The sequence below is a fragment of the Rhodococcus tukisamuensis NBRC 100609 genome (assembly GCF_001894985.1).
GTDB lineage: Bacteria > Actinomycetota > Actinomycetes > Mycobacteriales > Mycobacteriaceae > Rhodococcus_G > Rhodococcus_G tukisamuensis.
Genome location: NZ_BCXG01000009.1, coordinates 82,743 through 109,072, shown reverse-complemented (window position 1 = coordinate 109,072; position 26,330 = coordinate 82,743). Strand labels below are relative to the sequence as shown.

The 26,330-nt window shown below is 71.8% G+C and carries 24 protein-coding genes; 9 read left to right on the top strand and 15 right to left on the bottom strand.

Annotation, left to right across the window (positions count from 1 at the left end; genetic code table 11):
* The first annotated feature begins 43 nt into the window (after positions 1-43).
* The 3 genes from RT2_RS12515 to RT2_RS12505 all read left to right on the top strand — a co-directional run bounded on the left by RT2_RS12515 (position 44) and on the right by RT2_RS12505 (position 3,086).
* A complete protein-coding gene (locus tag RT2_RS12515; RefSeq protein ID WP_072845121.1) occupies positions 44-718 on the top strand; it encodes a hypothetical protein in 675 nt (224 codons plus the stop codon).
* A complete protein-coding gene (locus RT2_RS12510; protein ID WP_072845120.1) occupies positions 715-2,142 on the top strand; it encodes an alpha/beta-hydrolase family protein in 1,428 nt (475 codons plus the stop codon). The genes RT2_RS12515 and RT2_RS12510 overlap by 4 nt, the downstream gene beginning before the upstream one ends.
* A 92-nt stretch (positions 2,143-2,234) precedes the next feature.
* Complete coding sequence (locus tag RT2_RS12505; protein ID WP_072845119.1) at positions 2,235-3,086, top strand: formate/nitrite transporter family protein; 852 nt, start codon at positions 2,235-2,237, stop codon at positions 3,084-3,086.
* Positions 3,087-3,436: 350 nt separating this feature from the next.
* Here the strand turns inward: RT2_RS12505 and RT2_RS12500 are convergent, their stop codons facing one another.
* The 3 genes from RT2_RS12500 to gatC all read right to left on the bottom strand — a co-directional run bounded on the left by RT2_RS12500 (position 3,437) and on the right by gatC (position 5,964).
* A complete protein-coding gene (locus RT2_RS12500; RefSeq protein ID WP_072845118.1) occupies positions 3,437-4,036 on the bottom strand; it encodes a transglutaminase-like domain-containing protein in 600 nt (199 codons plus the stop codon).
* Positions 4,037-4,189: 153 nt separating this feature from the next.
* Positions 4,190-5,668 carry an Asp-tRNA(Asn)/Glu-tRNA(Gln) amidotransferase subunit GatA gene (gene gatA / locus RT2_RS12495; RefSeq protein ID WP_072845117.1) on the bottom strand — a complete coding sequence of 493 codons (1,479 nt, stop codon included), beginning with the start codon at positions 5,666-5,668 and terminating at the stop codon, positions 4,190-4,192.
* Complete coding sequence (gene gatC, locus RT2_RS12490) at positions 5,665-5,964, bottom strand: Asp-tRNA(Asn)/Glu-tRNA(Gln) amidotransferase subunit GatC (RefSeq protein ID WP_072845116.1); 300 nt, start codon at positions 5,962-5,964, stop codon at positions 5,665-5,667. The genes gatA and gatC overlap by 4 nt, the downstream gene beginning before the upstream one ends.
* A gap of 289 nt (positions 5,965-6,253) precedes the next feature.
* Here gatC and RT2_RS12485 point away from each other — a divergent pair, with 289 nt between their 5' ends.
* Entirely contained in the window at positions 6,254-6,904 is a 651-nt protein-coding gene (locus RT2_RS12485) for an ACT domain-containing protein (protein ID WP_072845115.1), read from the top strand.
* A 16-nt stretch (positions 6,905-6,920) separates the two neighbouring features.
* Here RT2_RS12485 and RT2_RS12480 read toward each other — a convergent pair whose 3' ends face one another.
* The gene (locus RT2_RS12480; protein WP_072845114.1) at positions 6,921-7,409 is read right to left on the bottom strand and encodes a GNAT family N-acetyltransferase; all 489 of its coding nucleotides are present in this window, start codon (positions 7,407-7,409) and stop codon (positions 6,921-6,923) included.
* A gap of 1,000 nt (positions 7,410-8,409) precedes the next feature.
* Between RT2_RS12480 and soxR the strand changes: the two genes are divergently transcribed.
* A complete protein-coding gene (gene soxR, locus RT2_RS12475; protein ID WP_072845113.1) occupies positions 8,410-8,907 on the top strand; it encodes a redox-sensitive transcriptional activator SoxR in 498 nt (165 codons plus the stop codon).
* 30 nt (positions 8,908-8,937) lie between these two features.
* Here the strand turns inward: soxR and ligA are convergent, their stop codons facing one another.
* The 9 genes from ligA to RT2_RS12430 form a co-directional block, all read right to left on the bottom strand.
* Positions 8,938-11,052, bottom strand: coding sequence for an NAD-dependent DNA ligase LigA (gene ligA, locus RT2_RS12470; protein WP_072845112.1), 2,115 nt, complete (start codon positions 11,050-11,052; stop codon positions 8,938-8,940).
* A gap of 44 nt (positions 11,053-11,096) precedes the next feature.
* Entirely contained in the window at positions 11,097-12,530 is a 1,434-nt protein-coding gene (locus tag RT2_RS12465; RefSeq protein ID WP_072845111.1) for a phytoene desaturase family protein, read from the bottom strand.
* Between the two features lie 61 nt (positions 12,531-12,591).
* Positions 12,592-13,614 carry a methionine synthase gene (locus RT2_RS12460; protein ID WP_072845110.1) on the bottom strand — a complete coding sequence of 341 codons (1,023 nt, stop codon included), beginning with the start codon at positions 13,612-13,614 and terminating at the stop codon, positions 12,592-12,594.
* Positions 13,611-14,705, bottom strand: coding sequence for a tRNA 2-thiouridine(34) synthase MnmA (gene mnmA / locus RT2_RS12455; protein ID WP_072845109.1), 1,095 nt, complete (start codon positions 14,703-14,705; stop codon positions 13,611-13,613). Before mnmA ends, RT2_RS12460 begins: the two co-directional genes overlap by 4 nt.
* On the bottom strand, positions 14,705-15,946 hold the full coding sequence (locus RT2_RS12450; protein WP_072845108.1) for a cysteine desulfurase family protein: 1,242 nt from the start codon (positions 15,944-15,946) through the stop codon (positions 14,705-14,707). Before RT2_RS12450 ends, mnmA begins: the two co-directional genes overlap by 1 nt.
* A gap of 67 nt (positions 15,947-16,013) precedes the next feature.
* Positions 16,014-16,883 carry a lysophospholipid acyltransferase family protein gene (locus tag RT2_RS12445; RefSeq protein WP_245709359.1) on the bottom strand — a complete coding sequence of 290 codons (870 nt, stop codon included), beginning with the start codon at positions 16,881-16,883 and terminating at the stop codon, positions 16,014-16,016.
* Entirely contained in the window at positions 16,880-17,695 is an 816-nt protein-coding gene (locus tag RT2_RS12440; RefSeq protein WP_072845107.1) for a GNAT family N-acetyltransferase, read from the bottom strand. The genes RT2_RS12445 and RT2_RS12440 overlap by 4 nt, the downstream gene beginning before the upstream one ends.
* A gap of 144 nt (positions 17,696-17,839) precedes the next feature.
* Positions 17,840-18,796, bottom strand: a complete 957-nt coding sequence (locus RT2_RS12435; RefSeq protein WP_072845106.1) for an electron transfer flavoprotein subunit alpha/FixB family protein — start codon at positions 18,794-18,796, stop codon at positions 17,840-17,842.
* A 44-nt stretch (positions 18,797-18,840) separates the two neighbouring features.
* Positions 18,841-19,641 carry an electron transfer flavoprotein subunit beta/FixA family protein gene (locus RT2_RS12430; protein WP_072845105.1) on the bottom strand — a complete coding sequence of 267 codons (801 nt, stop codon included), beginning with the start codon at positions 19,639-19,641 and terminating at the stop codon, positions 18,841-18,843.
* Between the two features lie 334 nt (positions 19,642-19,975).
* Between RT2_RS12430 and RT2_RS12425 the strand changes: the two genes are divergently transcribed.
* Genes RT2_RS12425 through RT2_RS12415 form a run of 3 tightly spaced genes read left to right on the top strand, consistent with a single transcriptional unit; the run spans position 19,976 to position 23,516 of the window.
* Positions 19,976-20,713: a class I SAM-dependent methyltransferase gene (locus RT2_RS12425; protein WP_174556705.1), complete on the top strand. Its 738-nt coding sequence runs from the start codon at positions 19,976-19,978 to the stop codon at positions 20,711-20,713.
* Positions 20,714-20,745: 32 nt separating this feature from the next.
* The gene (locus RT2_RS12420; protein ID WP_072845179.1) at positions 20,746-22,275 is read left to right on the top strand and encodes a 1,4-alpha-glucan branching protein domain-containing protein; all 1,530 of its coding nucleotides are present in this window, start codon (positions 20,746-20,748) and stop codon (positions 22,273-22,275) included.
* A complete protein-coding gene (locus tag RT2_RS12415; RefSeq protein ID WP_072845103.1) occupies positions 22,272-23,516 on the top strand; it encodes a glycosyltransferase family 4 protein in 1,245 nt (414 codons plus the stop codon). The genes RT2_RS12420 and RT2_RS12415 overlap by 4 nt, the downstream gene beginning before the upstream one ends.
* A gap of 46 nt (positions 23,517-23,562) precedes the next feature.
* Here the strand turns inward: RT2_RS12415 and RT2_RS12410 are convergent, their stop codons facing one another.
* Both RT2_RS12410 and RT2_RS12405 read right to left on the bottom strand, forming a co-directional pair.
* Positions 23,563-24,360 (bottom strand): acyltransferase, encoded by a 798-nt coding sequence (locus RT2_RS12410; RefSeq protein ID WP_072845102.1) that lies wholly within the window; start codon positions 24,358-24,360, stop codon positions 23,563-23,565.
* Between the two features lie 75 nt (positions 24,361-24,435).
* Entirely contained in the window at positions 24,436-24,654 is a 219-nt protein-coding gene (locus RT2_RS12405; protein WP_139191207.1) for a hypothetical protein, read from the bottom strand.
* 293 nt (positions 24,655-24,947) lie between these two features.
* On the opposite strand from RT2_RS12405, the gene RT2_RS12400 reads away from it, so the two are divergent.
* Entirely contained in the window at positions 24,948-26,255 is a 1,308-nt protein-coding gene (locus RT2_RS12400; protein WP_072845100.1) for an outer membrane protein assembly factor BamB family protein, read from the top strand.
* Positions 26,256-26,330: the final 75 nt, after the last annotated feature.

Genomic DNA, 26,330 nt, shown 5'->3' with positions numbered 1-26,330 from the left:
AGGGTGATGTGCCAGCGTACGGCCAATTTCTAGCGTTCTCGGCATGCGAAAAGCCACCTGGACAGTGCTGGCGGCGGCGGCCGTCTCGACCCTGATCTCCGGCGTCCCCGTCACCGCCCACGCGGACTCCACCCGCGAGGACGCGGCGGCCGCCCGGGCCGTGCTCGCGTTGACGACGCAGGCACCCGACGCGGCCGTGGCCTCGATCCCGGACGGCTTCGCGGCCGCGGCCGGCTACCGGCCCACGACGGTCGACGGGATGCTGGTGAACCCGAACGGGGACTGCTCCTCGCCGGTCCCGCTGCCCGCCGAGTTCGACGCCTCCTGCCAGGCGCACGACCTGGGCTACGACCTGCTGCGCTACGCGGACGGCGCGGGCGCGCCGCTCGGCCCGTGGGCACGCAGAAGCCTTGACGCGCAGCTGGACCGGCGGATGCACGACGCCTGCTCGACGCGGACCGACGAGACGGGTCGGGCGTCGTGCTTCGTGATGGCGAACGTCGCCACCACGGCGGTGACGTCGAACTCGTGGCGGCAGGGCTACGTGGCGCCGCGCCCGGAGCCGGTCACCGGCTACCTGCTGGCCGCGGGCGGCGGGCTCGTGGTGCTCGGCGGCGCGGTGGCGGCGGGCCGGCTGCGCCGCCGCGGCCTCGCACCCCGGCGCCTCCGGACGGACGCAACCCGGCACCTCGGCGCGGCGACGGCGGTGACGGCATGAGCGCCGTGCTCGACCGCCGCTCCCGGGGCTGGGACCTGGCCCGGTCGACGGCGCTGCCGTCCGTCGCGACGAGCCTGTGGGTCAGTGCCGCGGTGGTGCTGTCGCTGGCGCCGTCGCTGCTGCCGCGGTCGGCGACCGTGCAGGCGGTGGCGACCGGGGTGCTGGCCGCGCTGGGGTGGGCGCTCGCGGCGGCGTGGCGCCGCCGACCGTGGCAGCGGGGCGCCGGTGCCGACGGCCGCGGCCGGCTGCCCGCGGCGTTGATCGGCGCGGCGGCGGTGGCCGTTGCGCTGGTCGGCGCGGACCGCTGGCAGGGCACGCTGCGCGCGGCGCTGGACCGGCCGGCGATCGGTCCGGGGTACTGGCTCGAGGTGTTCTCCGGGGCGGGTGCGCTGACCCTGGCCGCGGCCCTGGTGGTCACCGCCGTGGCCGCGGGGTGCCGACGGCTGGGTCGGGTGCGCGTCACCGCAATGGTGCTCACCCTCGCCACCGCGACCGCGCTCTGGCTGGGCCCGGCGGCCGCGGGCGCCCTGGAACGGTCGTACGCGGCCGCCAATTCGGCCGTGGACGCCGCACTGCCGCAACCGGTTTCGTCCACGCTGTCGGGCAGCGCCGACTCGCTCAGCGAGTGGCGGACGCTCGGCGCCAACGGCCGCAAGTTCGTGGCCGGCCCGACCGCCCCCGGCGCGGTACGCACGTACGTCGGCCTCGACGCGGCACCCGGCCTCGATGCCAGGGTCGCGCTGGCGGTGCGGGAACTCGAACGCGCCGGCGGCCTGCAGCGCGCCGCCGTGGTGGTCGCCGTGCCGACCGGGTCCGGATGGATCGACGGCGGCGCCGTCACCGGCTTCGAGCGGCGATTCGGCGGCGACGTCGCGACGGTGGGTGTGCAGTACTCGACGACCCCGAGCTGGGTGACGTTCCTGTTCGGCAGGCGCGACGCCGAACAGTCGGCGCGGGCGCTCTTCGACGCGGTGTCCGCGCGCATCGGGCAGCTGCCCGCGGGCGAGCGCCCGAAGCTCTACGCGTACGGCCAGAGCCTCGGCGCGGTGGGCGCGAGCGCGATCTTCCGCGGCGGGGACGACCTGCGGGCCCGGTCCTGCGGCGCCCTCTACGCCGGGCCGCCCGCCGGGGCCGTGAACACCGACGGCGCGGTGGTGCTGGCCAACGCGTCGGACCCGGTGGTGTCGTGGTCGCCGGGTCTGCTGGTGCGCCCGCCCGACCTGCCGCCGGTGCGGGCCGACGCCCCGGTGCCGCCGTGGCTGCCGGTGGCCAGCTTCGTGGCCACCACCGTCGACCTGCTCACCGCTCTGGACACCTCCCCCGGCCACGGGCACCGGTACGGCACCGACCAGGGCACCGCCTTGCCCGACTGCGCGGCTCCCGCGACCGGAGGGACCCTCACGCCGCCCACGTCGCACCGTTGAGCAGAGCGCAACGCGACCTGACGGTGAAAGCAATACCCAGGACACACCGGGTCGCCAGACTGGTGACCATTCCCGCACCTGGAGGTTTTGCCGTGTCCTACGTTCCGCCCGCCGAACTGGCACGCTCGATGGTCGATGCCGGCCAGAGCAAGGTCCTCATGTCCACCCGTGACACCCTCATCCGAGGCTTCATGGGCGGCGCACTGCTCACGCTCGCCGCCGCCTTCGCCGTCACTGTCACCGTCCAGACGGGCAGCGCCCTACTCGGGGCGGTCCTCTTCCCCGTCGGCTTCTGCCTGCTCTACCTTCTCGGGTTCGACCTGCTCACCGGCGTCTTCACGCTGACACCGATCGCCTACCTCGACAAGCGTCCCGGCGTCACCGTCGCGGCGATTGCGCGCAACTGGGCTCTGGTCTTCGTCGGCAACTTCGCCGGTGCGTTCACCGTGGCCGTCCTGATCACGTTCATCCTGACCTACGGGTACTCCATCCCGCCGAACGATGTCGCCGAGAAGATCATGCACATCGGGGAGGCGCGCACCGTCGGCTATGCCGAGCACGGCGCCGCGGGCATGATGACCCTGTTCCTGCGCGGCGTCCTGTGCAACTGGATGGTCTCGACCGGCGTCGTTGCCGCGATGATGTCGAAGAGCGTGCCGGGCAAGGTGCTCGTGATGTGGATGCCCGTCATGCTGTTCTTCTACATGGGCTTCGAGCATTCCGTGGTCAACATGTTCCTGTTCCCGGCCGGCCTCCTGCTCGGCGCCGACTTCTCCCTCGGCGACTACCTGGTGTGGAACGAGATCCCGACGGTCCTCGGCAACCTGGTCGGCGGCGTGGTCTTCGTCGGGCTGGCGATCTACACCACGCACGTGCGCACGCAGCCGAAGCGCGTCGTCACCGAGCCCGCACCGGCCGCGCAGCGGGAAATCGAGACCGTCTGAACCGACCACCTCTCATGCCGCCATCGCCGAACATCAGACACAATCGGACATCGTGAGATCGCGAGTGCCTGCGGTTTGCATTCCGATGAGACGAATCCGATGACGGGCGCTACCGCGACGGAGGCAGAACTGCGGCGCAATCGGATTGATGGCCGGGCGGCGGTGCAAGAGCGAGACCAGCGAAGGGTCGACAGTCGGGGTGACTGTCGACCCTTCGCTGGTCGGGTTCGCCTACGACGGGGATTCGTAGCTCGCGACCTGGGCGAGGCGGTCAAGATCCGCCCGCGGCAAGTCGGTGGAGGCCGATCCGGATCCGGAGCAAGACTGTCAACTGTCGTGGACCAGTGTCGCTAGAGACTCGTTGGCAAGCCGGCGTCATAGAGCGACAGCACGTCTGCCGCGCCGCGGAGCGCTTCGACGACACATGGTGCCGGCGAGTCGAAGATCCTCGGATAGTCGACTTCCCCGAGAGAGGGGACAACGCGCCAAGCAAGTTGTTCCGAATCGAGTGAGAACTGTGCGTCAACGCCATCCTTGTTTCCGCGCGGATCCTGCCGCCGCCAGGCGCCGTCGAGGTAGATCGCCACCAACCCGTGCAGAACATGTCCATCTCCGTGCACGAGACGCTGGTAACACAGCCCAGCCGGAACGCCTTCGGATCGCAACAACGCCGCCAGCAGATGCGACTTGGCATAACAGAGTCCGACGCGCTGCGCGAGAACCTCGCTCGCAGCCAAGGTAACCCGTGAATCCTGGACATCGTACGAGTGCCCTACCTCGTCTCGCACCCACTCGAAGGCAGCCTTGGCGAAGGACGCGTCGCTGTCTGCCCCTTGTCGCAGCGTCAGAGCAAGTGTTCGGACGGATTGGTCGTCGACATCAATGAACTCGTTGCCGGCCAGATAGTTTTCCGGTGGTGCGGTTTCGAGCACCGAATCGGTGGTTGCCATTCAAGGAATGATCGGGGAGCCCGTGCGGGACAGTCAAGCCCGCAAAACCACCGCACCAGGGGACTTGCCCGACCACAAGCGACATAGGTTCACAGAAGTTCGACCCCGGGCGTCACCGATGCGCCGGGGTCGAACCTGCTTGTGTGCCGAGCGTCAGGGCCGGGCGATCGGCCCGCGGGCCGCCTCGTAGGCCGCACCCACGCGGTAGAGCCGCTCGTCGGCCAGGGCGGGCGCCATGATCTGCAGGCCCACCGGCAGCCCGTCGTCGGCCGACAGGCCGGACGGCACCGACATCGCGCAGTGCCCGGCCAGGTTGGTCGGCAGCGTGCACAGGTCGGAGAGGTACATCGCCAGCGGGTCGTCGACCTTCTCGCCGATCTTCCACGGGGTGAACGGGCTGGTCGGCGAGACCAGCACGTCGACCTGCTCGTAGGCCCGGTCGAAGTCGCGGGCGATCAGCGTGCGCACCTTGAGGGCCTGGCCGTAGTAGGCGTCGTAGTACCCGGAGGACAGCGCATAGGTGCCGATCATGATGCGGCGCTTGACCTCCTTGCCGAATCCGGCGGCACGGGTCGCGGCCATCACCTGGTCGGCGCTCATGTTGCCGTCGTCGACCCGCATGCCGTAACGCATCGCGTCGAAGCGGGCCAGGTTCGAGGACACCTCGCTGGGCAGGATCAGGTAGTAGGCGGCGAGCGCGTGCAGGAAGCTCGGGCAGGACACCTCCACCACCTCGGCGCCGAGTTCCTTCAGCTGCGCGACCGCGGTGTCGAAGGAGGCGATGACGCCCGGCTGGTAGCTCTCGGAGTGCAGTTCCTTGACGATGCCGACGCGCACGCCCTTCAGGTCACCGTTCGCGCCCTGGCGGGCCGCCTCGACGACCGGCCGGACCGGGGCGTTGACCGAGGTGGAGTCGCGGGGGTCGTACCCGGCGATCACCTCGTGCAGCAGCGCCGTGTCGAGGACGGTACGGCCGCAGGGGCCGCCCTGGTCCAGGGAGGACGCGCACGCCACCAGCCCGTACCGGGACACCGTGCCGTAGGTGGGCTTGGTGCCGACGGTGGCCGTGACGGCCGCGGGCTGACGGATCGAACCGCCGGTGTCGGTGCCGATCGCGAGCGGGGCCTGGTTCGACGCCAGCGCGGCCGCGGAGCCACCGCCCGAGCCGCCGGGGATCCGGGTGGTGTCCCACGGGTTCAGGGTCGGCCCGTAGGCGGAGTTCTCGGTGGACGAGCCCATCGCGAACTCGTCCATGTTGGTCTTGCCGAGCACCGGGATGCCGGCCTCACGCAGCCGGGTGGTCAGCGTCGCGTCGTACGGCGCGACCCAGCCCTCGAGGATCTTCGACCCGCAGGTGGTGGGCATGTCGGTGGTGGTGAACACGTCCTTGAGCGCCAACGGCACACCGGCCAGCGCGGACGCGGGCGCGTTCCCCGCCGCCAGCGAGTCGTCGACCGCCTTGGCCGCGGTGAGCGCCTGCTCGCCGGCGACGTGCAGGAACGCGTTGAGCTCGCCGTCGACGGCGGCGATCCGGTCCAGGTGCGCCTGCGTGACCTCGACGGAGGACACCTCGCGGGCATGGATCTTCGACGCGAGGACGGAGGCGTCCAGCGCGGTGAGGTCGGCGGTCACTGCTCTTCTCCCAGGATCTGCGGCACGGCGAAACGGTCCTGCTCGACGGCCGGCGCACCGGAGAGCGCCTGCTCGGGGGTCAGGCCGGGCACGATGACGTCGGGGCGGGTCACGTTGGTGATCGCGCTCGGGTTCGCGGTGGGGGGCACATCGTCCGCGGCGACCTCCGCGACGGTCTTGACGTGGCTGAGGATCGAGTCGAGCTGGCCGGCGAACTCGTCGAGTTCGGCGTCGGACAGCGCGAGCCGGGACAGCCGGGCGAGGTGGGCGACCTCGTCACGGGAGATGGCAGGCACCGCGTGGGCCCCTTTCAGGTCGGAGACAGCAATCGCCCCTAAGCGTAGAGCGTGTGCCCGACCGCGCCGCGGGCAGCGCCGTGTCGGGACGCGCGAGCAGGTCGGTGTGTTTCGCAGACGGAACATGTTGGTGTCGCGCGGATGACCGATCGGCGGCAAGCTGGGCCTTCGCCGTACCCGGCCGGATCCCACCGGGACGTTGCCCCACTGACCCGCCGCTCGATGGTGAAGGATGAAGACCGCGCGGGGGCACCGACGACCCTGGCGTTGCCTCAGACAAAGGAACACCGTGTCCTATCTACTGCGCGTCCAGTTGCCCGATCGACCCGGCAGCCTGGGCGCGTTGGCCGTGGCGTTGGGCTCGGTCGGCGCCGACATCCTCTCGCTCGATGTCGTGGACCGCGGCACCGGGTTTGCCGTGGACGACCTCGTCGTCGACGTGCCGCAGGGAGCGCTGCCCGACACCCTGATCACCGCGTCCGAGAAGCTCGTCGGCGTGCGGGTGGACTCGATCCGGCCGTACTCGGGGATGCTCGACACGCACCGCGAGCTCGAACTGATCGACCAGGTCGCGACGGCCCGCGACGACCGGCTGCAGGTCCTGGTGGACGGCGCGGCCCGGGTGCTGCGGGTCAGTTGGGCGAGCGTGGTCGGGACGGGCCCGCACGGGACGTTCCAGGTGGTCGGCAGCATGGGCGCACCGGAGACCCAGGCCGGCGAGATGCCGTGGATGCCACTGCAGAAGCCGGTTGTCCTCGACCCCGAGGCCGACTGGGTGCCGACGGTCTGGAAGGACATCGACACCAAGCTCGCCGCGGCACCGCTCGGCCACTCCGGCCGCGCGCTGCTGCTCGGCCGCGCGGGCGGGCCGGAGTTCCGCCCTTCGGAGATCGCACGACTCGGCTACCTGGCCGGCATCGTCGCGACGGTGCTCGGGTAGGCCCGGCTCAGGCGCGCTACGCGACCTCGCGCACCAGCACAGTCAGCGGCACGCCCGGCACCGGCTCCCAGTTCCGGTCCGGGGCGGGGACGAAGTGGTTGCGGTCGTAGATCCGGCGGGCATCGATCATGCCCGGCTCGGTGGAGATGACCACGGCCTGCTTGCCGCGGTCGTACGCGGCGTCGAGGGCGTACTGGACCAGCGCCGAGCCGGCGCCCTTGCCGCGGGCGGTCGGGGCGACGGCGAGCATCCGGAACTCGAGTTCGCCCGGGCCCGCGACGTCCGCGAACGGGGACTCGGGCTCGGCTACCGTCACGGAACCGACGATCTCGCCGTTCGCGACGGCGACGACCACCTCGGCCTGTTCGGCCCGGCCCTCGGTGTCCTGCAGTTTCTCGACGTATGCGCTTTCCTCGTGAACGAATCCACCGTTCACGTACACGTCCATGGTGAGGGCCGCGACGGCCTCGAAGTCTGCGGGTCCTGCGGGTCGAATCTCGATCATTGGCACACTATCGCAGCAACAAAGCGCTGTCCCCAAACCAGTTCCGGGCCCTTTCCGCACCGGATCAGGCGGGCGAAGTACCTGCTCACCGCGGTGGCCGGGCCGACTCGTGCGGGATCGGCGGGCCGGCCGGCGGACGCCAACCGACACCCGTTCCCGCCGCCCGCGGGCGGCCCGGCACGCTGCCCGGCGAGCGGCCGTTCGGGCCGAACGACGACGCGACCCCTCCTGCCCGACGCATCGTCGCAGCAATCAAAACTGTTCCGACATATGGAATCTCGACCCGCCGGACGCACCCCGCGCCTCCACACCCGGCCGCCCGTCCGTTCGCCGCACATCTCGCGGACGCACCTCCCGTCATCCCACTGACAGCAGCATTTCCATTGCACGACAATATGATCCGACGAATCCGCGGCGCCCGATCCGCACGGACGGCACACACACTTTCCCGAGCACGCCGAGCGACCAAAGATGCCGCCCCGGCGCCACGACCGACTCGCCCACCGCTTCCAGGGTCCGGACGGAGCCCACAACGCGGTTTTCGAAATGACTTGCAGCCAAAGACCGTTCACCAGGCGAACGCGCGGTCCCACGTCCTGGCAGCGCACCCACTCGGCACACCGGCCGACGACGGCAGCGCCCGGGCGGGGCGACGGGATCACCCCGCCGTTCACTCGTCGCTGCCACTTCCGAACCCGGCCGGACGGACCGGAATGCGTGTCGCACAGGAAGAACCACGCACCGGCGCGACGGACCCCCGCGGCGACCCGGCGCACCGCCGTCGGGGCCACGCAATGCTGTGACCTGACGCGACCGGACCGCCCGAAGGTGACGTTCAACACTATCGGCCGCGAACCCCTGCCACCTGGCGTTTCGCCGGCGGACACGGTCCGCGCGAACACCTTGCGCGGCGGCGACACCGGGGCCATGCTGAAGTTCGAGTCCACTTCAACTCACCGGCTGTCGAGAACGTCCGGCTGTCGAGAACGCGAGGTCACCGATGCGCACGACGGACCTGCTGACCATGGGCGAGGTGGCCCGCCGCAGCGGCCTGGCACCGTCCGCGCTGCGCTACTACGAGCGGGAGGGCTTGATCGTCGCCACCCGCACCGCCGGCAACCAGCGGCGATACCAGCGCAGCGTGCTGCGACGGATCGCGTTCATCCGGGCGGCCCGCAGCATCGGGCTGCACCTGGACGAGGTGGCGCAGGCGCTCGACCAGCTGCCGGGCGGACGCACACCCAACCTCGACGACTGGGCTCGGCTGTCGCAGAGTTGGCGCGGCCGGCTCAACGAGCAGATCGACGCGCTGGTGGCGCTGCGCGACGGGCTCGAGTCCTGCATCGGCTGCGGCTGCCTGTCCCTGAAGACGTGCGCGCTCTCGAACCCCGGGGACGCGGCGGCGAGCTACGGTCCCGGGGCGGCGTTCCTGCCGGAGGCGCTACACCGGGAACCCCACGCCGACGATCCAGAACATCAGCCCCCGCGGCGCGAGTAGCGGCCTGGGCCGAATGCGGCGTCGCGTCCGTCAGTCGTCGGCGTCGGACCCGGCGGCCGACGTCACCGCCTCCGGACCGCCCGCGAGCAGCGCCCGGAAGCCGTCCTCGTCCAGGATCGGCACGCCCAACTGCTCGGCCTTGTCGGCCTTCGAGCCGGGGGCCTCCCCGACCACCACGAACGCGGTCTTCTTCGACACCGATCCGGCGGCCTTGCCGCCGCGGACGAGGATCGCCTCCTTGGCGCCGTCGCGGGTGAACCCGACCAGCGAACCGGTCACCACGATGGACAGGCCCTCGAGGTTCCGCTCGATGGACTCGTCCCGGGCATCCTCCATGGACACCCCGGCCGCCCGCCACTTCTCGACGATCTCCCGGTGCCAGTCCACCGCGAACCACTCGACGACGGCCGCGGCGATGGTGCCGCCGACCCCGTCCACGGCCGCCAGTTCCTCCACGGACGCGTTCTCGATCCGCTCCAGGCTGGCGAACTCCGAGGCCAGCGCCCGGGCGGCGGTGGGGCCCACGTGCCGGATCGACAGTGCCACCAGCACCCGCCACAGCGGCTGCTCCTTCGCGGAGTCCAGGTTGTCGAGCAGGCGTTTGCCGTTCGCCGACAACGTGCCCGCCTTGGTGGTGAACAGGGACGTCTTCATCAGCTCGTCGGCGGTCAGCGAGAACAGGTCGCCCTCGTCGGCGATCACACCGGCCTTGAGCAGTTCCGTCGCGGCCTCGTAGCCGAGCACCTCGATGTCGAACGCGCCGCGGCCGGAGACGTGGAAGACGCGTTCGCGCAGCTGCGCCGGGCAGGACCGCTGGTTGGGGCAGCGGATGTCGGCGTCGCCCTCCTTCGCCGGGGCGAGCGCGGTCCCGCACTCGGGGCAGTGCGTGGGCATCTCGAACTCGCGCTCGTCGCCGGTGCGCATGTCCACGACCGGGCCGAGGACCTCGGGGATCACCTCGCCGGCCTTGCGGATGACGACCATGTCGCCGATCAGCACGCCCTTGCGCTTGACCTCCGAGCCGTTGTGCAGGGTGGCGAGCGAGACCGTGGACCCGGCCACCGTCACCGGCTCCATGTACGCAAACGGGGTGACCCGGCCGGTGCGGCCGACACTGACCCGGATGTCGAGCAGCCGGGTGGTGGCCTCCTCCGGCGGGTACTTGTAGGCGATGGCCCACCGCGGCGCCCGGGAGGTGGAGCCGAGCCGGCGGTGCAGCGACATCTCGTCGACCTTGACCACCAGGCCGTCGATCTCGTGTTCCACGTCGTGCCGGTGCTCGTCCCAGTACCGGACCTTCTCGACCACCGCGTCCGCGCCGTGCACCCTCGCGGTGTGCGTGGAGACGGGCAGCCCCCAGGCCGCCAGCGCGATGTAGGCGTCGTGCTGGCTGGCCGGCTCCCAGCCCTCGACGCGGCCGAGCCCGTGGCAGATCATGCCGAGCCGTCGCTTGGCGGTGACCGCGGGGTTCTTCTGCCGCAGCGAGCCGGCGGAGGAGTTGCGCGGGTTCGCGAACGGCGCCTTGCCCTCGGCCACCAGCGACGCGTTCAGCGCCTCGAAGTCCTCGAGCCGGAAGAACACCTCGCCGCGGACCTCGAGCAGGGCGGGGATCGGGTACTCCGCGCTCGGGGTGAGAGTGTGCGGGATCTCCTCGATGGTGCGGGCGTTGAGCGTCACGTCCTCGCCGGTGCGGCCGTCGCCGCGGGTGGCGCCGCGCACCAGCCTGCCGTTCTCGTACACCAGGTTCAGCGCGACGCCGTCGATCTTGACCTCGCACAGGTAGTGCAGGTCGGGGCCGGTCTCGACTTCCACCTTGGCGATCCAGGCACGCAGTTCGTCCTCGTCGAAGACGTTGTCCAGGCTGAGCATCCGCTCGAGGTGGTCGACCGAGGTGAAGTCGGTCGAGAAGCCGCCGCCGACCAGCTGCGTCGGCGAGTCCGGTGTGCGCAGGTCCGGGTGCCGCTCCTCGAGCGCCTGCAGCCGGCCGAGCAGGGCGTCGAACTCACCGTCGGTGATGACGGGCGAGTCGCGCACGTAGTAGCGGAACTGGTGCTCGCGCACCTCCTCCGCGAGTCGCTGCCAGTCTTCGCGTTCGTCGGCGGTCGCCGCCGGGGTCGTCGACGTTCCGGCCTCGTTCTCATCCACCCGAGAAGGTTATCCCAGCGCACCGACACGACCGGTGCGACGACTCAGCCCGACGCGAGCCCCTGCTTGCGCAGGTAACGCAGTGCCGACTCGGCGGCGTTGTAGCCGCACATGCCGTGCGCACCCGCACCCGGCGGCGTCGAGGCCGAACACAGGAACATGCCGGGCACGCCGATGCGGTACGGGTCCAGCGCAATCCGCGGTCGCAGCGCCACCTGCAACCCGCTGTTCGCGCCGCCGATGATGTCGCCACCGACCTGGTTCGGATTGGCCGCGGCCAGGCCCGCGGGTCCGGTGCCGACCACCGCGACGATCCGGTCCCGGAAACCCGGCGCGAAGCGTTCGATCTGGGCGGTGACCGCCTCGGTGGCGTCCCCCGGGTACCCGTGCGGCACATGGGCGTACGCGTACAGCGGGTGCAGGTTTCCCCGCGAGCGGGTGGGATCGGCGAGGTACTGCTGGCCCACCAACACGAACGGACGCCCGGGCATCGCGCCCGCGGCCACCGCGCGCTCGGCGGCGGCGACCTCGGCGAACGACCCGCCGAGGTGGACTGTTCCGGCGCGGCCGCAGTCCGCATTGGTCCACGGCACCGGGCCCTCGATCGCGTAGTCCACCTTGAACGCGCCGGGCGCATGCCGGAAACGCCGGTAGGCGCGGGCAATTCGGGGCGGAACCCGGTCGCCGAGGATGTCCAGCGCGGCCCGGGGCGCGAGGTCGAGGAGCACCACGTCTGCGGGCGGAAGGTCCCCGGCCCGGTGGATCGCGACGCCGGTGTCGATCGCGCCGCCGTGCTCGACCAGCATCGCCGCCAACGCGTCGGTGATCGATCGCGACCCGCCCTCCGCCACCGGCCACCCGTGGCGGTGGCCGGCCGCGGTGATCATCAGCCCCACCGCGGAGGTCGCCGGGCGGTCGAGCCGACCGAACGCGTGAGCGGCCACCCCGCCGAACAGCGCCCGCGCCCTCTCGGTGCGCCACCACCGCGCGGTCACCGTCGCGGGCAGCAGGGCCCGTGGACCGAAGGCGGCCAACCGGAGCGGATGTCCGGGGACGCCCAGCACCGGCCGCATCAGGTCGGCGGCCAGGGCGTCGAACCCGCCGGACAGGTCACCGAACATCCGCTGCCAGCGCGGACCGTCCTCCCCCAGCCCGGCGGCGGTGGCCACGAGCGACCGGTGCAGGGCGCCCGCAGTGCCGTCGTCGAGCGGGTGCGCGCAGTCGATCTCGGCCCAGCGCCAGGTCAGTCCGTGCCGCTCGAGGTCGAGGGTGGCCAGGTACGGCGAGCCGATGCCCATCGGGTGGAACGCGGAGGCGTAGTCGTGGATCAGGCCCGGCAGCGTCGCCTCACCCGAGCGGGTTCCGCCGCCGATCTGATCGGCCGCCTCGAGCACCCGGACCTCGACGCCACTGCGCGCGAGGTGGACCGCGGCGGCCAGCCCGTTGGGTCCGGCACCGACGACGACGGCTGTGGTCACCGCGTCATTGTCCCCCGACGACCGCCCCGGGACGGTCGAACCCGACGTGCCCGGCGGAGTGCTACTCGAACTCGGCGCCGTCCGCGAACGCCCGCGCCACCTCGGCGGCGCCGCGCAGCGCGGCCCGGGCCCAGTCCTCGCTCGCGCCCGCCAGCCCGCAGCCCGGGGTGACCAGCACCTGGGTGGCCAGCACCGTTCGCGGGAAGCCGAGACGGTCCATCAGCCGCACCGCGGGCTCGGCCAGCTCACGCCACGTGGGTGGCCGGTCCGGCTGCGTGGTCGGCACCAGGCCGAGCGCCAGCGACAGCCCGGCCTCCAGGATCTCCCCGACACCGTCGAGGTCGGCGGTCTTCAGTTCGCCGAGGTCCAGGCCGATCATCGCGGCCCCGCTGCGGCGCAGCAACGCCAGCGGCGCGCCGGCGGCGCAGCAGTGCACGAGCACCGGCCGGTCGAGCCGGGCGATCAACGAGTGCAGCACCTCGAGCGCCTCCGGCTCGGGCATCGCGCGCGGCGCCTGCAGGATCGACACCCCGGGCAGCGTGCCGGCCAGCACCGCGGGCAGCCCGGGCTCGTCGACTTGGACCACCACCGGCGAGCCGAGCCTGCGGGTGACCTCGGCGACGTGCTCGACCAGCCCCTCGGACAGGGACTCGGCGAGGTCGCGGACCGCGCCCGAGTCGGTCAGGGCGCGGTGCCCGCCGAACAGTTCGAGCTGCGAGGCCAACGTCAGCGGCCCCACCACCTGCACCTTCACCGGCTGGTCGGTGCCGCGCAGGCCGGCGACCTCCCAGGCCTCCTCCATCGCGTCGAGGTCCCGGGAGAGCAGGTCGCGGGCGCGTCGGGTCACCTTGCCGGGGCGCTGCGCGACGCGGTAGCCGGTGGTGGAGGTGTCCAGCGGCAGGTCCACCAGCACCGCGGCGGCGCGGCCGATCATGTCGGCGCCGAGCCCGCGGGCCGGCAGTTCCACCAGGTGCGGCAGCCCCGACAGCTCGCCCACCGACACGGCCGCGGCCTCGCGGGGATCCTCGCCCGGCCAGGACCCGACGCCCGTCGCGATGCCGACGGGGATGGCGGGTGTGCTCACCCGATGACCGGTTCGGACCCGGTGCCGGCGATGGTGCCGCTGCCGAGTACCTCGTCACCGGCGGGGTCGGTGCGGTAGAGCACCACGGCCTGGCCGCGGGCCACGCCGGTGAGCGGCGCACGCAGGCGGACCTCGATCCCGCCGTCGACCGCCTCGGCCACGGCGTCCGCCAGGCCGCCGTGGGCGCGGACCTGCACCGTGCACTCGAGGGGGCCGGTCGGCGCGACCCCGGACGTCCAGATGGCGCGGTCGGCGGCGATGGTCCACACCTGCAGCCGTTCCGCGGACCCGACCTTCACGGTGCCGGTCTCCGGTTCGATCGCGGTCACGTACCGGGGCTTGCCGTCGATCGCCGGGCCGTCGACGCCGAGGCCCTTGCGCTGCCCGATGGTGAAGCCGTGCACGCCGTCGTGGTCGGCGAGTTCCTCGCCCGAGTCGGCGTCGACCACCTTGCCGGGCCGGATGCCGATCTTGGCGCCCAGGAAGGCACGGGTGTCGCCCGACGGGATGAAACAGATGTCGTGGCTGTCCGGCTTGTCCGCCACCGCGAGCCCGCGCTCGGCGGCCTCCGCCCGGATCTGCGGCTTCGGGGTGTCCCCGATCGGGAACATCGCCCGGGACAGCTGCTCCGCGGTGAGCACTCCGAGCACGTAGGACTGGTCCTTGTCGGCGTCGACGGCGCGCCGCAGCACCCCGTCGGAAAGCCGGGCGTAGTGCCCGGTCGCAACGGCGTCGAAGCCGAGCGCGATCGCGCGGTCCGCCAGGGCCGCGAATTTGATCTTCTCGTTGCACCGCAGGCACGGGTTGGGGGTCTCGCCCGCGGCGTAGGACTCGATGAAGTCCTCGATCACGTCTTCCTTGAACCGGTCCGCGAAATCCCATACGTAGAAGGGGATCCCGAGGACGTCCGCGGCCCGCCGCGCGTCACCCGCGTCCTCCTTGGAGCAGCAGCCCCGGGACCCGGTGCGCAGCGTGCCGGGCGCCGTGGACAGCGCCAGGTGCACGCCGACCACCTCGTGTCCGGCGTCCACGGCGCGTGCCGCCGCCACCGCGGAGTCCACTCCGCCACTCATTGCCGCCAGTACCCGCATCAGCGCGATCCTCCCCTTGCTCCGACGCTTGCCAGGCCCGCGGCCCGCGCCCGCTGCACTACCTGCGGCAGGGCCGCGACCAGCGCGTCCACGTCCGCATCGGTCGACGTGTGGCCGAGCGAGAACCGCAACGATCCGCGGGCCACCCGGGGGTCCACCCCCATCGCGACCAGCACGTGGCTGGCGCTGGCCACCCCGGCGGTGCATGCCGAACCGGTCGAGCACTCGATGCCGGCCGCGTCGAGCAGCATCAGCAGCGAGTCGCCCTCGCAACCGGGGAAGGTGAAGTGCGCGTTGCCGGGCAGGCGCTCGCCGGGGTCTGCGCCGTTGAGCACCGCGTCGGGAATCACCCGACGGACCTCGGCGATCAGCCGGTCCCGCAGCCGGGTCAGTTCGGCCCGGCGGATGCCGAAGTCGGAGACCGTCTTTCGCAGCGCGGCCGCCATCGCGACCGCCCCCGCCGTGTCCAGGGTGCCGGCCCGCAGGTCGCGCTCGTGGCCGCCGCCGTGCAGCAGCGGCACACACGGCACCTGACGGCCGAGCAGCAACGCCCCGGCGCCGTGGGGTCCACCGAACTTGTGCGCCGCGATGCTCAGTGCGGACAGCCCGCTCGCCGCGAAGTCCACCGGCGCCTGCGCCGCGAACTGGACCGCGTCGCTGTGCATGGGGACACCGAATTCGCTTGCGATGGAAGCCAGTTCAACGATTGGCAGGACCGATCCGACCTCATTGTTGGCCCACATCACGGTGACCAGTGCGGTCTCGTCGCCGTGTGCGGCAAGCTCGGCACGCAGCCACTGCGGGTCCACCCGGCACTGCTCGTCGACCGGCATCCAGCTCACCTCGGCGCCCTCGTGCTCGACCAGCCACTGCACCGCGTCGAGCACCGCGTGGTGCTCGACGGTGCTCGTGACGATGCGGCGGCGGCGCGGGTCGGCGTCCCGGCGGGCCCAGAAGATGCCCTTGACGGCGAGGTTGTCGCTCTCGGTCCCGCCCGAGGTGAACAGCACCTCGGACGGCCGGGCCCCGAGGTCTGCGGCGATGGACTCGCGGGACTCCTCGACGCGCCGACGCGCGGCGCGACCCGAGCCGTGCAGCGAGGAGGCGTTGCCCACGGTCGCGAGCACCGCCGTCATGGCGGCGGCCGACTCCGGCAGCATCGGGGTGGTCGCGGCGTGATCGAGGTAGACCGGGGGTACGGCAAATTCCTCGGCGGACTGGCTGGGCACGGGCGAAATCATGATTCGACCAGGATAGCCCGTGCTCCGGGCCACCGATGTCAGCGGCAGGTCCGGCGCAGCGCGGCGCTCACGCCGCGACGGACTGACGCCCCGCCAGGCCCCGCTCGAGCAGGATCCCCGCGGCTGCGTCGGCGTCGGCGAACGTCCGTACCTCGCGGTCGCAACGCGCGGCGAGGTCACGGCGGCACTCCCCCGGTTCCTGGGTCGGCGCCAACCGCACCCGCACGAGCACCCGGCGGGTGCCGAGGATCCGGCGCAGCGACGCCACCAGCGTCTGCTCCCCGACGAAGCAGACCGTGGTGTCCAGCTCGCCGTCGCCGCCGCAGTACCTGATCCCGACCGGCTGCACCAGCGCGTCCGCGTCGATCGCCGACTGGAACATCGCGGGCCGGAGACCGCCGTACGCCCGGCCGCACCAGGTGGTCGCCTCGGGAAAGGCCACCACCCGTCCGCCGGTCCGCAGCCGTTCCGCCGCCTCGTCGACGGCGCCACGCAGTTCCCCCAGCCGCTCCCGCTCGATCGGGATGACCCGCATCCGGCCGGCCAGCCGGCCCAGCAGCGGCCACTGCAGCAGGTCGGCCCGGGCCACGAAGTCCGCCGGCCCCAGCGCGGTGAGCACCAGCACGTCGGTCCACGAGACGTGCCCGGCCACCACCAGCGTCCCCCGGCCCTCCTCGACCGCCGGGGCGGTCCGGTCGTCGCGCACCTGCAGCCGCAGGCCGAGTCCGCGCAACACGGCCCGCGCGAAGCCGCACTGCAGCCGCTGCCGCGGCGTCCGGGGCAGCACCCCGCCGGCCACCAGCAGCACCGGCAACGCGAGCGCCAGCGCCGTGAGCAGCGCGCACCGCGCCACCACCCGTGCCGGGCCGGCGCGGCGCACCCGGCCGGGCAGGCAGCCGTCGCCGCACGGGCTGGTCGGCAGCCAGGGGTGACTCACCGGGTCACCAGGGGGACGGCGGACGCGACCGCCCGCAGCCGGCTCAGGTACCGCTCGTCGGCCTCGTCCATGCCGAGCAGGGCCACGAAGTCGGCGACGCCGAAGTCGGGGTCGTGGGCGGGTTCCCCGCAGATCGACGCCCCGAGGCGCAGGTACCCCCGCAGCAGCGGCGGCAGCGTCACCCGGCCGGGCGGGTCCAGCGCGTCCAGTCCCGGCACCGGGCGCAGCGGACGCACCCGCAGGTCCGGGGGGCTGGCGTGCTCGGCGAGCACCCGGTCCCGCACGCCGCGCACGTCGACGCCGGGCAGGTCGGTGGGCCGCTGCCGCATCGGCACCGACACGCAGCCCATCGCCCACCGGTAGCCGGTGAGCTCGAGGTAGTTGAGGATGCCCGCCCACATCAGCCCCAGCACGGAACCGGTGCGGTGGTCGGGGCGCACGCACGCACGCCCCATCTCGACCAGCCCCGGCCGCAGCGCGTCGAGCGCGGCGAGGTCGAACTCGGTCTCGGTGTACAGCCCGCCCGCGGCGACCGCCGCGTCCGGGGTGAGCATCCGGTAGCAGCCGACCACCTCGTCGGCGACCTCGTCCAGCACCAGCAGGTGGTCGCAGTGCTCGTCGAAGCGGTCGGCGTCGAGGCCGTCCGCGATGCCGTGGACAGCCGCCTCGAAACCGGGCTCGGCGGCGAACACCTCGTACCGGAGGCGCTGGGCTGCCACCCGGTGCTCCCGGTCCGAGGACAACAGCAGGCGGTACCGGGGAGTGGTCGGCGTGGTGGCGCTGGGAGGGGTGAGGACCTGCGTAGTCGTCATGCCGCCAGGTCTAACGAGCCGCGGCGGCATCCCGGCATCGGCGTGGTGTCAGGTCGGCGGCGACCGGGTGAACTGTCCGCCCGCGCAACGACGGCGGCCCCGCTCCCTGGGATGGGAGCGGGGCCGCCGAGCGGTGCGAGGTGATCAGCCCTTGTGAGCCTTGACCGCCTCGGTCAGCTGCGGTGCGACGTTGAACAGGTCGCCCACGACGCCGTAGTCCGCGATCTCGAAGATCGGGGCCTCTTCGTCCTTGTTGACCGCGACGATGGTCTTCGAGGTCTGCATGCCGGCCCGGTGCTGGATGGCGCCGGAGATGCCCAGCGCGATGTACAGCTGCGGGGAGACCGTCTTACCGGTCTGACCGACCTGGAACTGGCCCGGGTAGTAGCCCGAGTCCACCGCGGCACGCGAGGCGCCGACGGCGGCACCGAGCGAGTCGGCGAGCTCCTCGACGACCGAGAACTTGTCGGCGCTGCCGACGCCACGGCCACCGGAGACGACGACCGACGCCTCGGTGAGCTCGGGGCGGTCGCCACCGACGATCGGGTTGCGCGAGGTGACCTTGACGGCGCTCTCGTCCTGCGCGGGCACCTCGACGGCGACCTGCTCGCCTGCGGCGGCCTGCGGCTGGGCCTCGATGGCACCCGGGCGGACCGAGATGACCGGGACCTCGCCGTTGGCCTTGGCCTCGACGGTGAACGCGCCACCGAAGATGGAGTGCACGGCGCTGCCGTCCGCCTTGACGTCGATGACGTCGGTGAGCAGACCGGAGCCGATGCGCGCGGCCAGGCGACCGGACACCTCCTTGCCCTCGGTGGTGGCGGCGGTGATGACGGCGGCGGGGCCGACCGACTCGACGAGCGACGCGAGCACGTCCACCTTGGGGGTGATCAGGTAGCCGTCGATGTCGTCGGACTCGGCGACGTAGATCTTGGCCGCGCCGGCCGCGGCGAGCGCCTCGGCGAGCGGGGCCGCGGTGCCGGCGGGACCGGTCACGACGGCGGCCGGCTCACCCAGTGCGCGGGCGGCGGTGATGAGCTCGGTGCTGACCTTCTTGAGCGCACCCTCTGCGTGCTCGACGAGCACGAGTACTTCTGCCATGGCTTACTTCTCCTACGTGTGGTTCTGCTGGTTCAGGGGCGCGATCAGATGATCTTCTGGCCGACGAGGTAGGCGGCGATCTTGGAGCCGCCGTCGCCCTCGTCGGTGACGCGCTCGCCAGCGGTACGCGGGGGCTTCGGGGTGGACGCGGTGACGGTGGTGCCCGCGTTCGCGACGCCCACGGTCTCCGGGTCGACGCCGAGGTCGGCCAGCGTGAGGACGTCAACGGTCTTCTTCTTCGCGGCCATGATGCCCTTGAAGGACGGGAAGCGCGGCTCGTTGATCTTCTCGGTGACCGAGACGATGGCCGGCAGCGTGGCCTCGAGGCCGAAGATGCCCTCGTCGGTCTCGCGCTCACCGGTGACGATGCCGTCGGCGACGGTCAGCTTGCGCAGCTGGGTGAGCTGCGGGATGCCCAGGTACTCGGCGATGATGGCCGGAACCGCGCCGACGCGGCCGTCGGTGGCCTCGTTGCCCGCGATGATCAGGTCCGCCGGCTCCTCGTTCTCGAAGCCGATCTGGCCCAGCGCGGCGGCCAGGGTCCAGCCGGTCTGGATCGCGTCGGAACCGTGCAGCGCCGGGTCGTTGATGTGGACGGCCTTGTCGGCACCCATGGACAGCGCCTTGCGGATGGCGTCGGTGGCGCGGTCGGGACCGGCGGACAGCACGGTCACCTCGCCGCCCTGTGCCTCCTTGATGAGCAGTGCCTCCTCGACGGCGCGCTCGTTGATCTCGTCGAGCACGGCGTCCGCGGCCTCACGGTCCAGCGTGAAGTCGCCATCGGTGAGCTTGCGCTCGGACCAGGTATCGGGGACCTGCTTGATCAAAACGACGATGTTCGTCATGGGTCTACGTCGACCTCCTGTGTGTGTCTGCCTGTTTCGCGAACTTTGCCGCGGTCGGCCGAGCTCTTGAGTAACCACCATCTCTCGCGCGATGGGCTGTGCGAGAGATTACCTCATGCTAAGTTACCGGTGGGTAACTTGAGCGGGAATGTCCGTTCACCATAACCGCGGGGGGATCATGAGCACCTGTGATGTGGACCACCCGCCCGCTTATGGCACCGAGGGCACTAACCTCGCTGCGGTGAGCGACTCATCTGTGACGGCCCCCGCTGCGAGCGGCGCCCAAGCCACCGACCCCGGCACCACGGCCGAGGCCGGCGAAGCGACCCTCCCCCTGACCGGCGAGCGCACCGTCCCGGGCGTGCCGGAGGAGAACTACTGGTTCCGACGCCACGAGGTGGTCTACCAGCAGCTGCTCGCGCGCTGCGCCGGGCGCGTCGTGCTCGAGGCCGGTTCGGGAGAAGGCTACGGCGCCAACATGATTGCCGATGTCGCCGAGAAGGTGATCGGACTCGACTACGACCAGTCCGCGGTCGAGCACGTGCGCGCCCGGTACCCCCGCATCGACATGCGCCAGGGCAACCTCGCGGACCTGCCGCTGCCGGACGCGAGCGTGGGCACCGTGGTCAACTTCCAGGTGATCGAGCACCTCTGGGACCAGGCACAGTTCCTGACGGAGTGCTTCCGGGTGCTCGAGCCCGGCGGCGAGCTGATGGTCAGCACGCCGAACCGGATCACCTTCTCCCCCGGCCGCGACACCCCGCTCAACCCGTTCCACACCCGCGAGCTCAACGCCGCCGAGCTCACCGAACTGCTCGTGGAGGCCGGCTTCGAGGTGGAGCTGATGACCGGCGTGCACCACGGTCCGCGGCTGCGCGAGCTCGACGCCAAGCACGGCGGGTCCTTCATCGACGCCCAGATCGACCGCGCGCTCGCCGGCGAACCGTGGCCGCAGGACCTCGTCGCCGACGTCGAGGCCATCACCGTCGACGACTTCGCGCTGGTCGAGGCCGACATCGACGCCAGCCTCGACCTGGTCGCACTCGCCCGCAAGCCCGCGGTGGACCGGTGACCAACGCGTCCGGTGCGGGCACGGGCCGGGGGATGTTCTGCCTGGTCCTGCACTCCCACCTGCCCTGGCTCGCCAACCACGGCCGGTGGCCCGTGGGCGAGGAATGGCTCTACCAGTCGTGGGCGGCGACCTACCTGCCGGTGACCCGCGTGCTGCGCACCCTCGCCGCGGAGGGGCGTACCGACCTGCTCACGCTCGGCATCACCCCGGTGCTCGCCGCGCAGCTCGACGACCCGCACTGCCTCGCCGGCATGCACCACTGGCTGGGCAACTGGCAGCTGCGCGCCCACGAGGCCGCCGGCATGGACGACCAGGCGCGCCGCGACCTCGGCGCCCGTGAGCACCGACTCTCGGCGGCGGCGCTCACCGACTTCGAGGAGCGCTGGGCACACGGCGGATCGCCGGTGCTGCGCGAACTCGTCGACGCGGACGCCATCGAGCTGCTCGGCGGCCCGCTCGCGCACCCGTTCCAGCCGCTGCTGCACCCCCGCCTGCGCCGCTTCCAGCTCGGCGAGGGCCTGGCCGACGCTCAGATGCGCTGGGGCACAAAGCCGTCCGGCATCTGGGCACCGGAGTGCGGGTACACCCCCGGCATGGAACTCGAGTACGCCGACGCCGGCGTCCGGCACTTCATGGTGGACGGGCCGGCGCTGCGCGGCGACACCTCGCTGGGTCGGCCGGTCCGCGACTCGGACGTCGTCGCGTTCGGCCGGGACCTGCAGGTCAGCTACCGGGTGTGGTCGCCGAAGTCCGGCTACCCCGGGCACGGCGCCTACCGCGACTTCCACACCTACGACCACGACACCGGGCTCAAGCCGTCCCGCGTCACCGGGCGGACCGTCGACTCCAAGGACAAGGCCCCGTACGACCCGGAGCTCGCGGCCGCCGCGATCGACCAGCACGTCGAGGACTTCGTCGCGACCGTCAAGGCCCGGATCCGCGAGGAGAACGACCGCACCGGGCGACCGTCCCTGGTGGTGGCCGCGTTCGACACCGAACTGTTCGGGCACTGGTGGTTCGAGGGTCCGCAGTGGCTGGAGAAGGTGCTGCGCGCCCTGCCGGAGGCCGGCGTCGACGTCGGCACCCTGCGTCAGGCGCGCGAGAAGGGGTACGTCGGGGAGCCGGTGGACCTGGCCGACTCCTCCTGGGGCAGCGGCAAGGACTGGCGGGTGTGGGCCGGCGACCAGGTCCAGGACCTGGTGCGGCTCAACGACGAGGTGGTCCAGACCGCCCTCGACACCGTGGACAAGGCGAGGGCCGGCGAGCGCGCCCCGGGACGTCCCGAACTGCGCGACCGCGTCAACGACCAGATCCTGCGCGAGGCGATCATGACCGTGCAGAGCGACTGGGCGTTCATGGTGAGCAAGGACTCCGCGGCCGGCTACGCACGCGAGCGCGCCCACAAGCACGCGCACGCCACCCGCGAGATCGCCGAGGCGGTCGCGTCGGGACACCGGGAGCGGGCGCAGCGACTGGCCGACGGCTGGAACGGCGCCGACGGGTTGTTCCCCGGGCTCGATGCACGGCGGCTGCCCGACGAATGGACCGGAGGCCAGGCATGAAGGTTCTGATGGTGTCGTGGGAGTACCCACCGGTGGTGGTCGGCGGTCTCGGCCGGCACGTGCACCACCTGGCCACCGAGATGGTCCAGGCTGGCCACGAGGTGGTGGTGCTCTCGCGCCGGCCCACCGGGACGGACGCCGCCACCCACCCGACCATCACGCACATCTCCGAGGGCGTGCTGGTGGTCGCGGTGGCCGAGGACCCGCCGCACTTCGTGTTCGGCGAGGACATGCTGGCCTGGACCCTGGCGATGGGGCACGCGATGGTGCGGGCCGGCGTCGGGCTGGCCAAGCCGGGACTCGGCGAGGGCTGGTACCCCGACGTCGTGCACGCGCACGACTGGCTGGTCGCGCACCCGGCCATCGCGCTGGCCGAGTTCTTCGACGTGCCGCTCGTCTCGACGCTGCACGCCACCGAGGCCGGCCGGCACAGCGGCTGGATCTCCGGCACCATCAACCGGCAGGTGCACTCCGTCGAGTGGTGGCTGGCCAACGAGTCCGACGCGATCATCACCTGCTCGGCGTCGATGGAGGACGAGGTCACCGAGCTCTACGGCCCGCAGTTGGCGCCGATCACGGTGATCCGCAACGGAATCGACGTGACCACCTGGAACTACCGTGATCGCGCGCCGCGTTCGGGCCCGCCGCGGCTGCTCTACGTCGGCCGGCTCGAGTACGAGAAGGGCGTGCAGGACATCATCGCCGCGCTCCCCCGGATCCGGCGCAGCCATCCCGGCACCACGCTGGCCATCGCCGGCGAGGGCACCCAGTACGGATGGCTGCAGGACCTGGCCCGCCAGCACCGAGTGGTCCGGTCGGTCACCTTCCTCGGCAGCCTCGACCACGCCGAGCTGCTCGGCTGGCTGCACGGCACCGACGCGATCGTGCTGCCGAGCCGCTACGAGCCGTTCGGCATCATCGCGCTCGAGGCGGCCGCGGCCGGCGCCCCACTGGTGGCCTCGCGGGCCGGCGGTCTGGGCGAGGCCGTGGTGGACGGCGTCACCGGGATGTCGTTCCAGCCCGCCGACGTGGAGGGCCTGACGTCCGCGGTCCGGGAGGTGCTCGACGACCCGGCGGCAGCGCAGACCCGTGCGAAGGCGGCCCGGGACCGGCTCACCTCCGACTTCGACTGGCAGCAGGTGGCTCAGGACACCGCGCAGGTGTACCTCAGCGCCAAGCGCCGGGTGCGGCACCCGCTCGCCCGCCCCGACATCCCACAGCGCCCGCTACCGGATCGGTAGCGGGCGCCGGGGTTGTCCTGGTGCGGTTCGGTCGGGTGCGCGGTACCTACGCCCCGGCCGAACCGTTGGCCGATGCGCCGGCGGCGTCGAGCTCGGCCGCGCGGGTCTCGGCGGCCGCCTTCTTGCGGGCGATGTCCTCGAGGGCCGCGACGTACTTCGCGCGGTCGGCGGCGCCGGCCTCCCACGCCTCCTTGCGGTTCTTCACGACCTTGGACGGGGCGCCGACGGCGATGCTGTAGTCCGGCACCTCGCCCTTGACGACCGCGTGGGCGCCGAGCACGCAGCCCCGGCCGATCGCGGTGTTGCGCAGCACGGTGACCTTGGCGGCGACCCAGGTGTCGGGGCCGATCCGGACCGGGCCCTTGACGATGCCCTGGTCCTTGATCGGCACGTTGACGTCGTCCATCCGGTGGTCGAAGTCGCAGATGTAGCACCAGTCGGCGACCAGGGTGGAGGCCCCGATCTCGATGTCGAGGTAGGTGTTGACGACGTTGTCCTTGCCGAAGACGACCTTGTCGCCGATCCGCAGCGAACCCTCGTGGCACCGGATCGCGTTGCCGTCGCCGATGTGCACCCACTTGCCGATCTCGAGGCGGGAGAGCCCGGGCGTCGAGTGGATCTCCACGTTCTTGCCGAGGAACACCATGCCCCGCAGCACCACGTGCGGATTGGCCAGCTTGAACTTGGCCAGGCGGTAGTAGCGAACCAGGTACCAGGGTGTGTATGCCTTGTTCGCGAGCACCCAGCGCAGCGAGTCACGGGTCAGGAACTGTGCCTGGTCGCTGTCGGTCCGCCTGGATCCTCGCCACCTCGTGCGCAACGGTGCGCCCCACATGCTGGTCATGGATCGACAGCCTACGGCTAGCCGTGGTGAGCTCCGCCACTACCCGGTCACCCCACCGGGTTCACCTACCGCGCGTCACCGAATCTCGCCGTCACCGAAGCGACAGGCCCGGCACAGCACCACCGAGGCGCCGGCGCCGGCAAGCCCGACGAGGATTCCGGCCCCGAGCGACGCCGTCATCGCGCCGACGAGCAGGGCCACCCCGAAGATGAGGGCGATGACGACGACAACGCCCGCACCACGACAGCCGAGCAGGTGGTCGACGTCGGTCTCGACAGCAGGCAGCGATTGCATTGGTCTGTCCGCGATGCTCATCCGACCCCGTTCCATTCAGCCATTGAACACAAATTCGATCGGGACCGAAAGTTTGTCTGGCTAACTACGAACACGAACCAGGAACTCGAAGCTCGCAGTAATTCAATCACGAATCAATTACAGGGTCGAGAGAAATCTTCGGGCCGGGTCAATTCGAAATGCCGGGGTTCCGAATTGATTGAAATGTCCACGAATTCGGGGGGCGGGTGTCTCCTCCGCAGCGGTGGGACCGATAGTCTGCAACGAGCGAAATCCACACGAGGAGTGAAGAAATGCGGCGTGTCCTACGTTCGACGACGGTCTCCCTGACGGCGGTCGCGGCGCTGACCCTCGCCGCGTGCGGAGGCGAGCCACAGGTCCAGGACATCTTCGCCGCAGGCGGTTGGCCCGGCGCGCACGCCGACGCCCGCAACAGCAACACCTCGCCGGTGACCGGCCCCCAGTCCCCCTCGTTCGCGTGGTCGCGGCCGCTCCTCTCACCGACCACCAGCGGCCCCACCGTCGCCGCGAGCGGGCAGATCTTCGTCACCACCCACGCCGAGAACGGGTGCAACCTCTACTCGTTCGAGATGGACAGCGGCCGCAAGCGCTGGTGCAACCGACTCGCGCCCGCCGTCGCCGCGTCCACCCCGGTCGTCGACGCCGCCACCAACGTGTACGTCGGCGAGGACGGCGCGATGAACTCGTTCACCGAGAACGGCCAGCTGCGCTGGCGCACGATCGTCAGCGGGACCCCCCTGTCGGCTCAGTTCACCGGCGACGGCAACCTCCTGTTTGTCACCCAGTTCGGCGTGGTGACCGTGCTGAACCCGCAGAACGGCCGCGAGGTGGTCCCCTCGCACCAGCTGATCCCGGCACCGACCGCGGCCGAGGGGCAGAACCTGCCGCTGCCGCCGGCCGACCTCGGCCTGGACCAGTGCGCCTTCGGCGCCCCCGAGTGCCCGGTGCCGGCCGGTCCCGCGATCGACCTCGCCAGCGGCAACTTCTACCTCACCCTGCGCCTGCCCGACCACGACCGGGCCTCCGTGGTCGCGATGCGGTACGCCGACGGCACCCTCACCGGACTGTGGTCCGCGGACGTCCTCGACGGCGGCACCTCGTCGAGCCCCAGCCTCTCCGCTGACGGCACGACGGTCTACGCCGGGGACAACCAGGGCACGCTCTGGGCGCTCGACGCCGCCACCGGGCAGGTCCGCTGGAACCAGTCGCTCGGCTACCCCGCTGCGGGCACCCCGTCGGTGTCGGCGGACGGGCTGATCATCCCGGCTCCCGGCGAGGGCGGGCATCTGTTGGCGCTGCGGGACGAGGGCGACCACGCGGAGGTGGCGTGGGAACGTGAGGACGTCGCCCCGGTCGGCGCGTCCGCGCAGGCCGGCGGCGCCGTCGGCTACACCGAGGTGCGGGAGGGTCCCGACGCGTCGGCCCCCACGGCGCTGCTGACCTTCGACACCGGGACCGGCGAGACGCTCGACCAGGACACCCTGCCCGGCGGCAGCGGTCCCACGACGGGCACCGCGATCGGGCCCGACGGCGAGGTGCTCACCACCACCGTGATCGGTGAACTGTTCGTCCTACGCTGACGCCCCGCCGAGTGTGACCTGCCGCCGGGCGCTCTCGGGCGACGCACCGGTGGGTGCACACTCGGCGCGGGACCG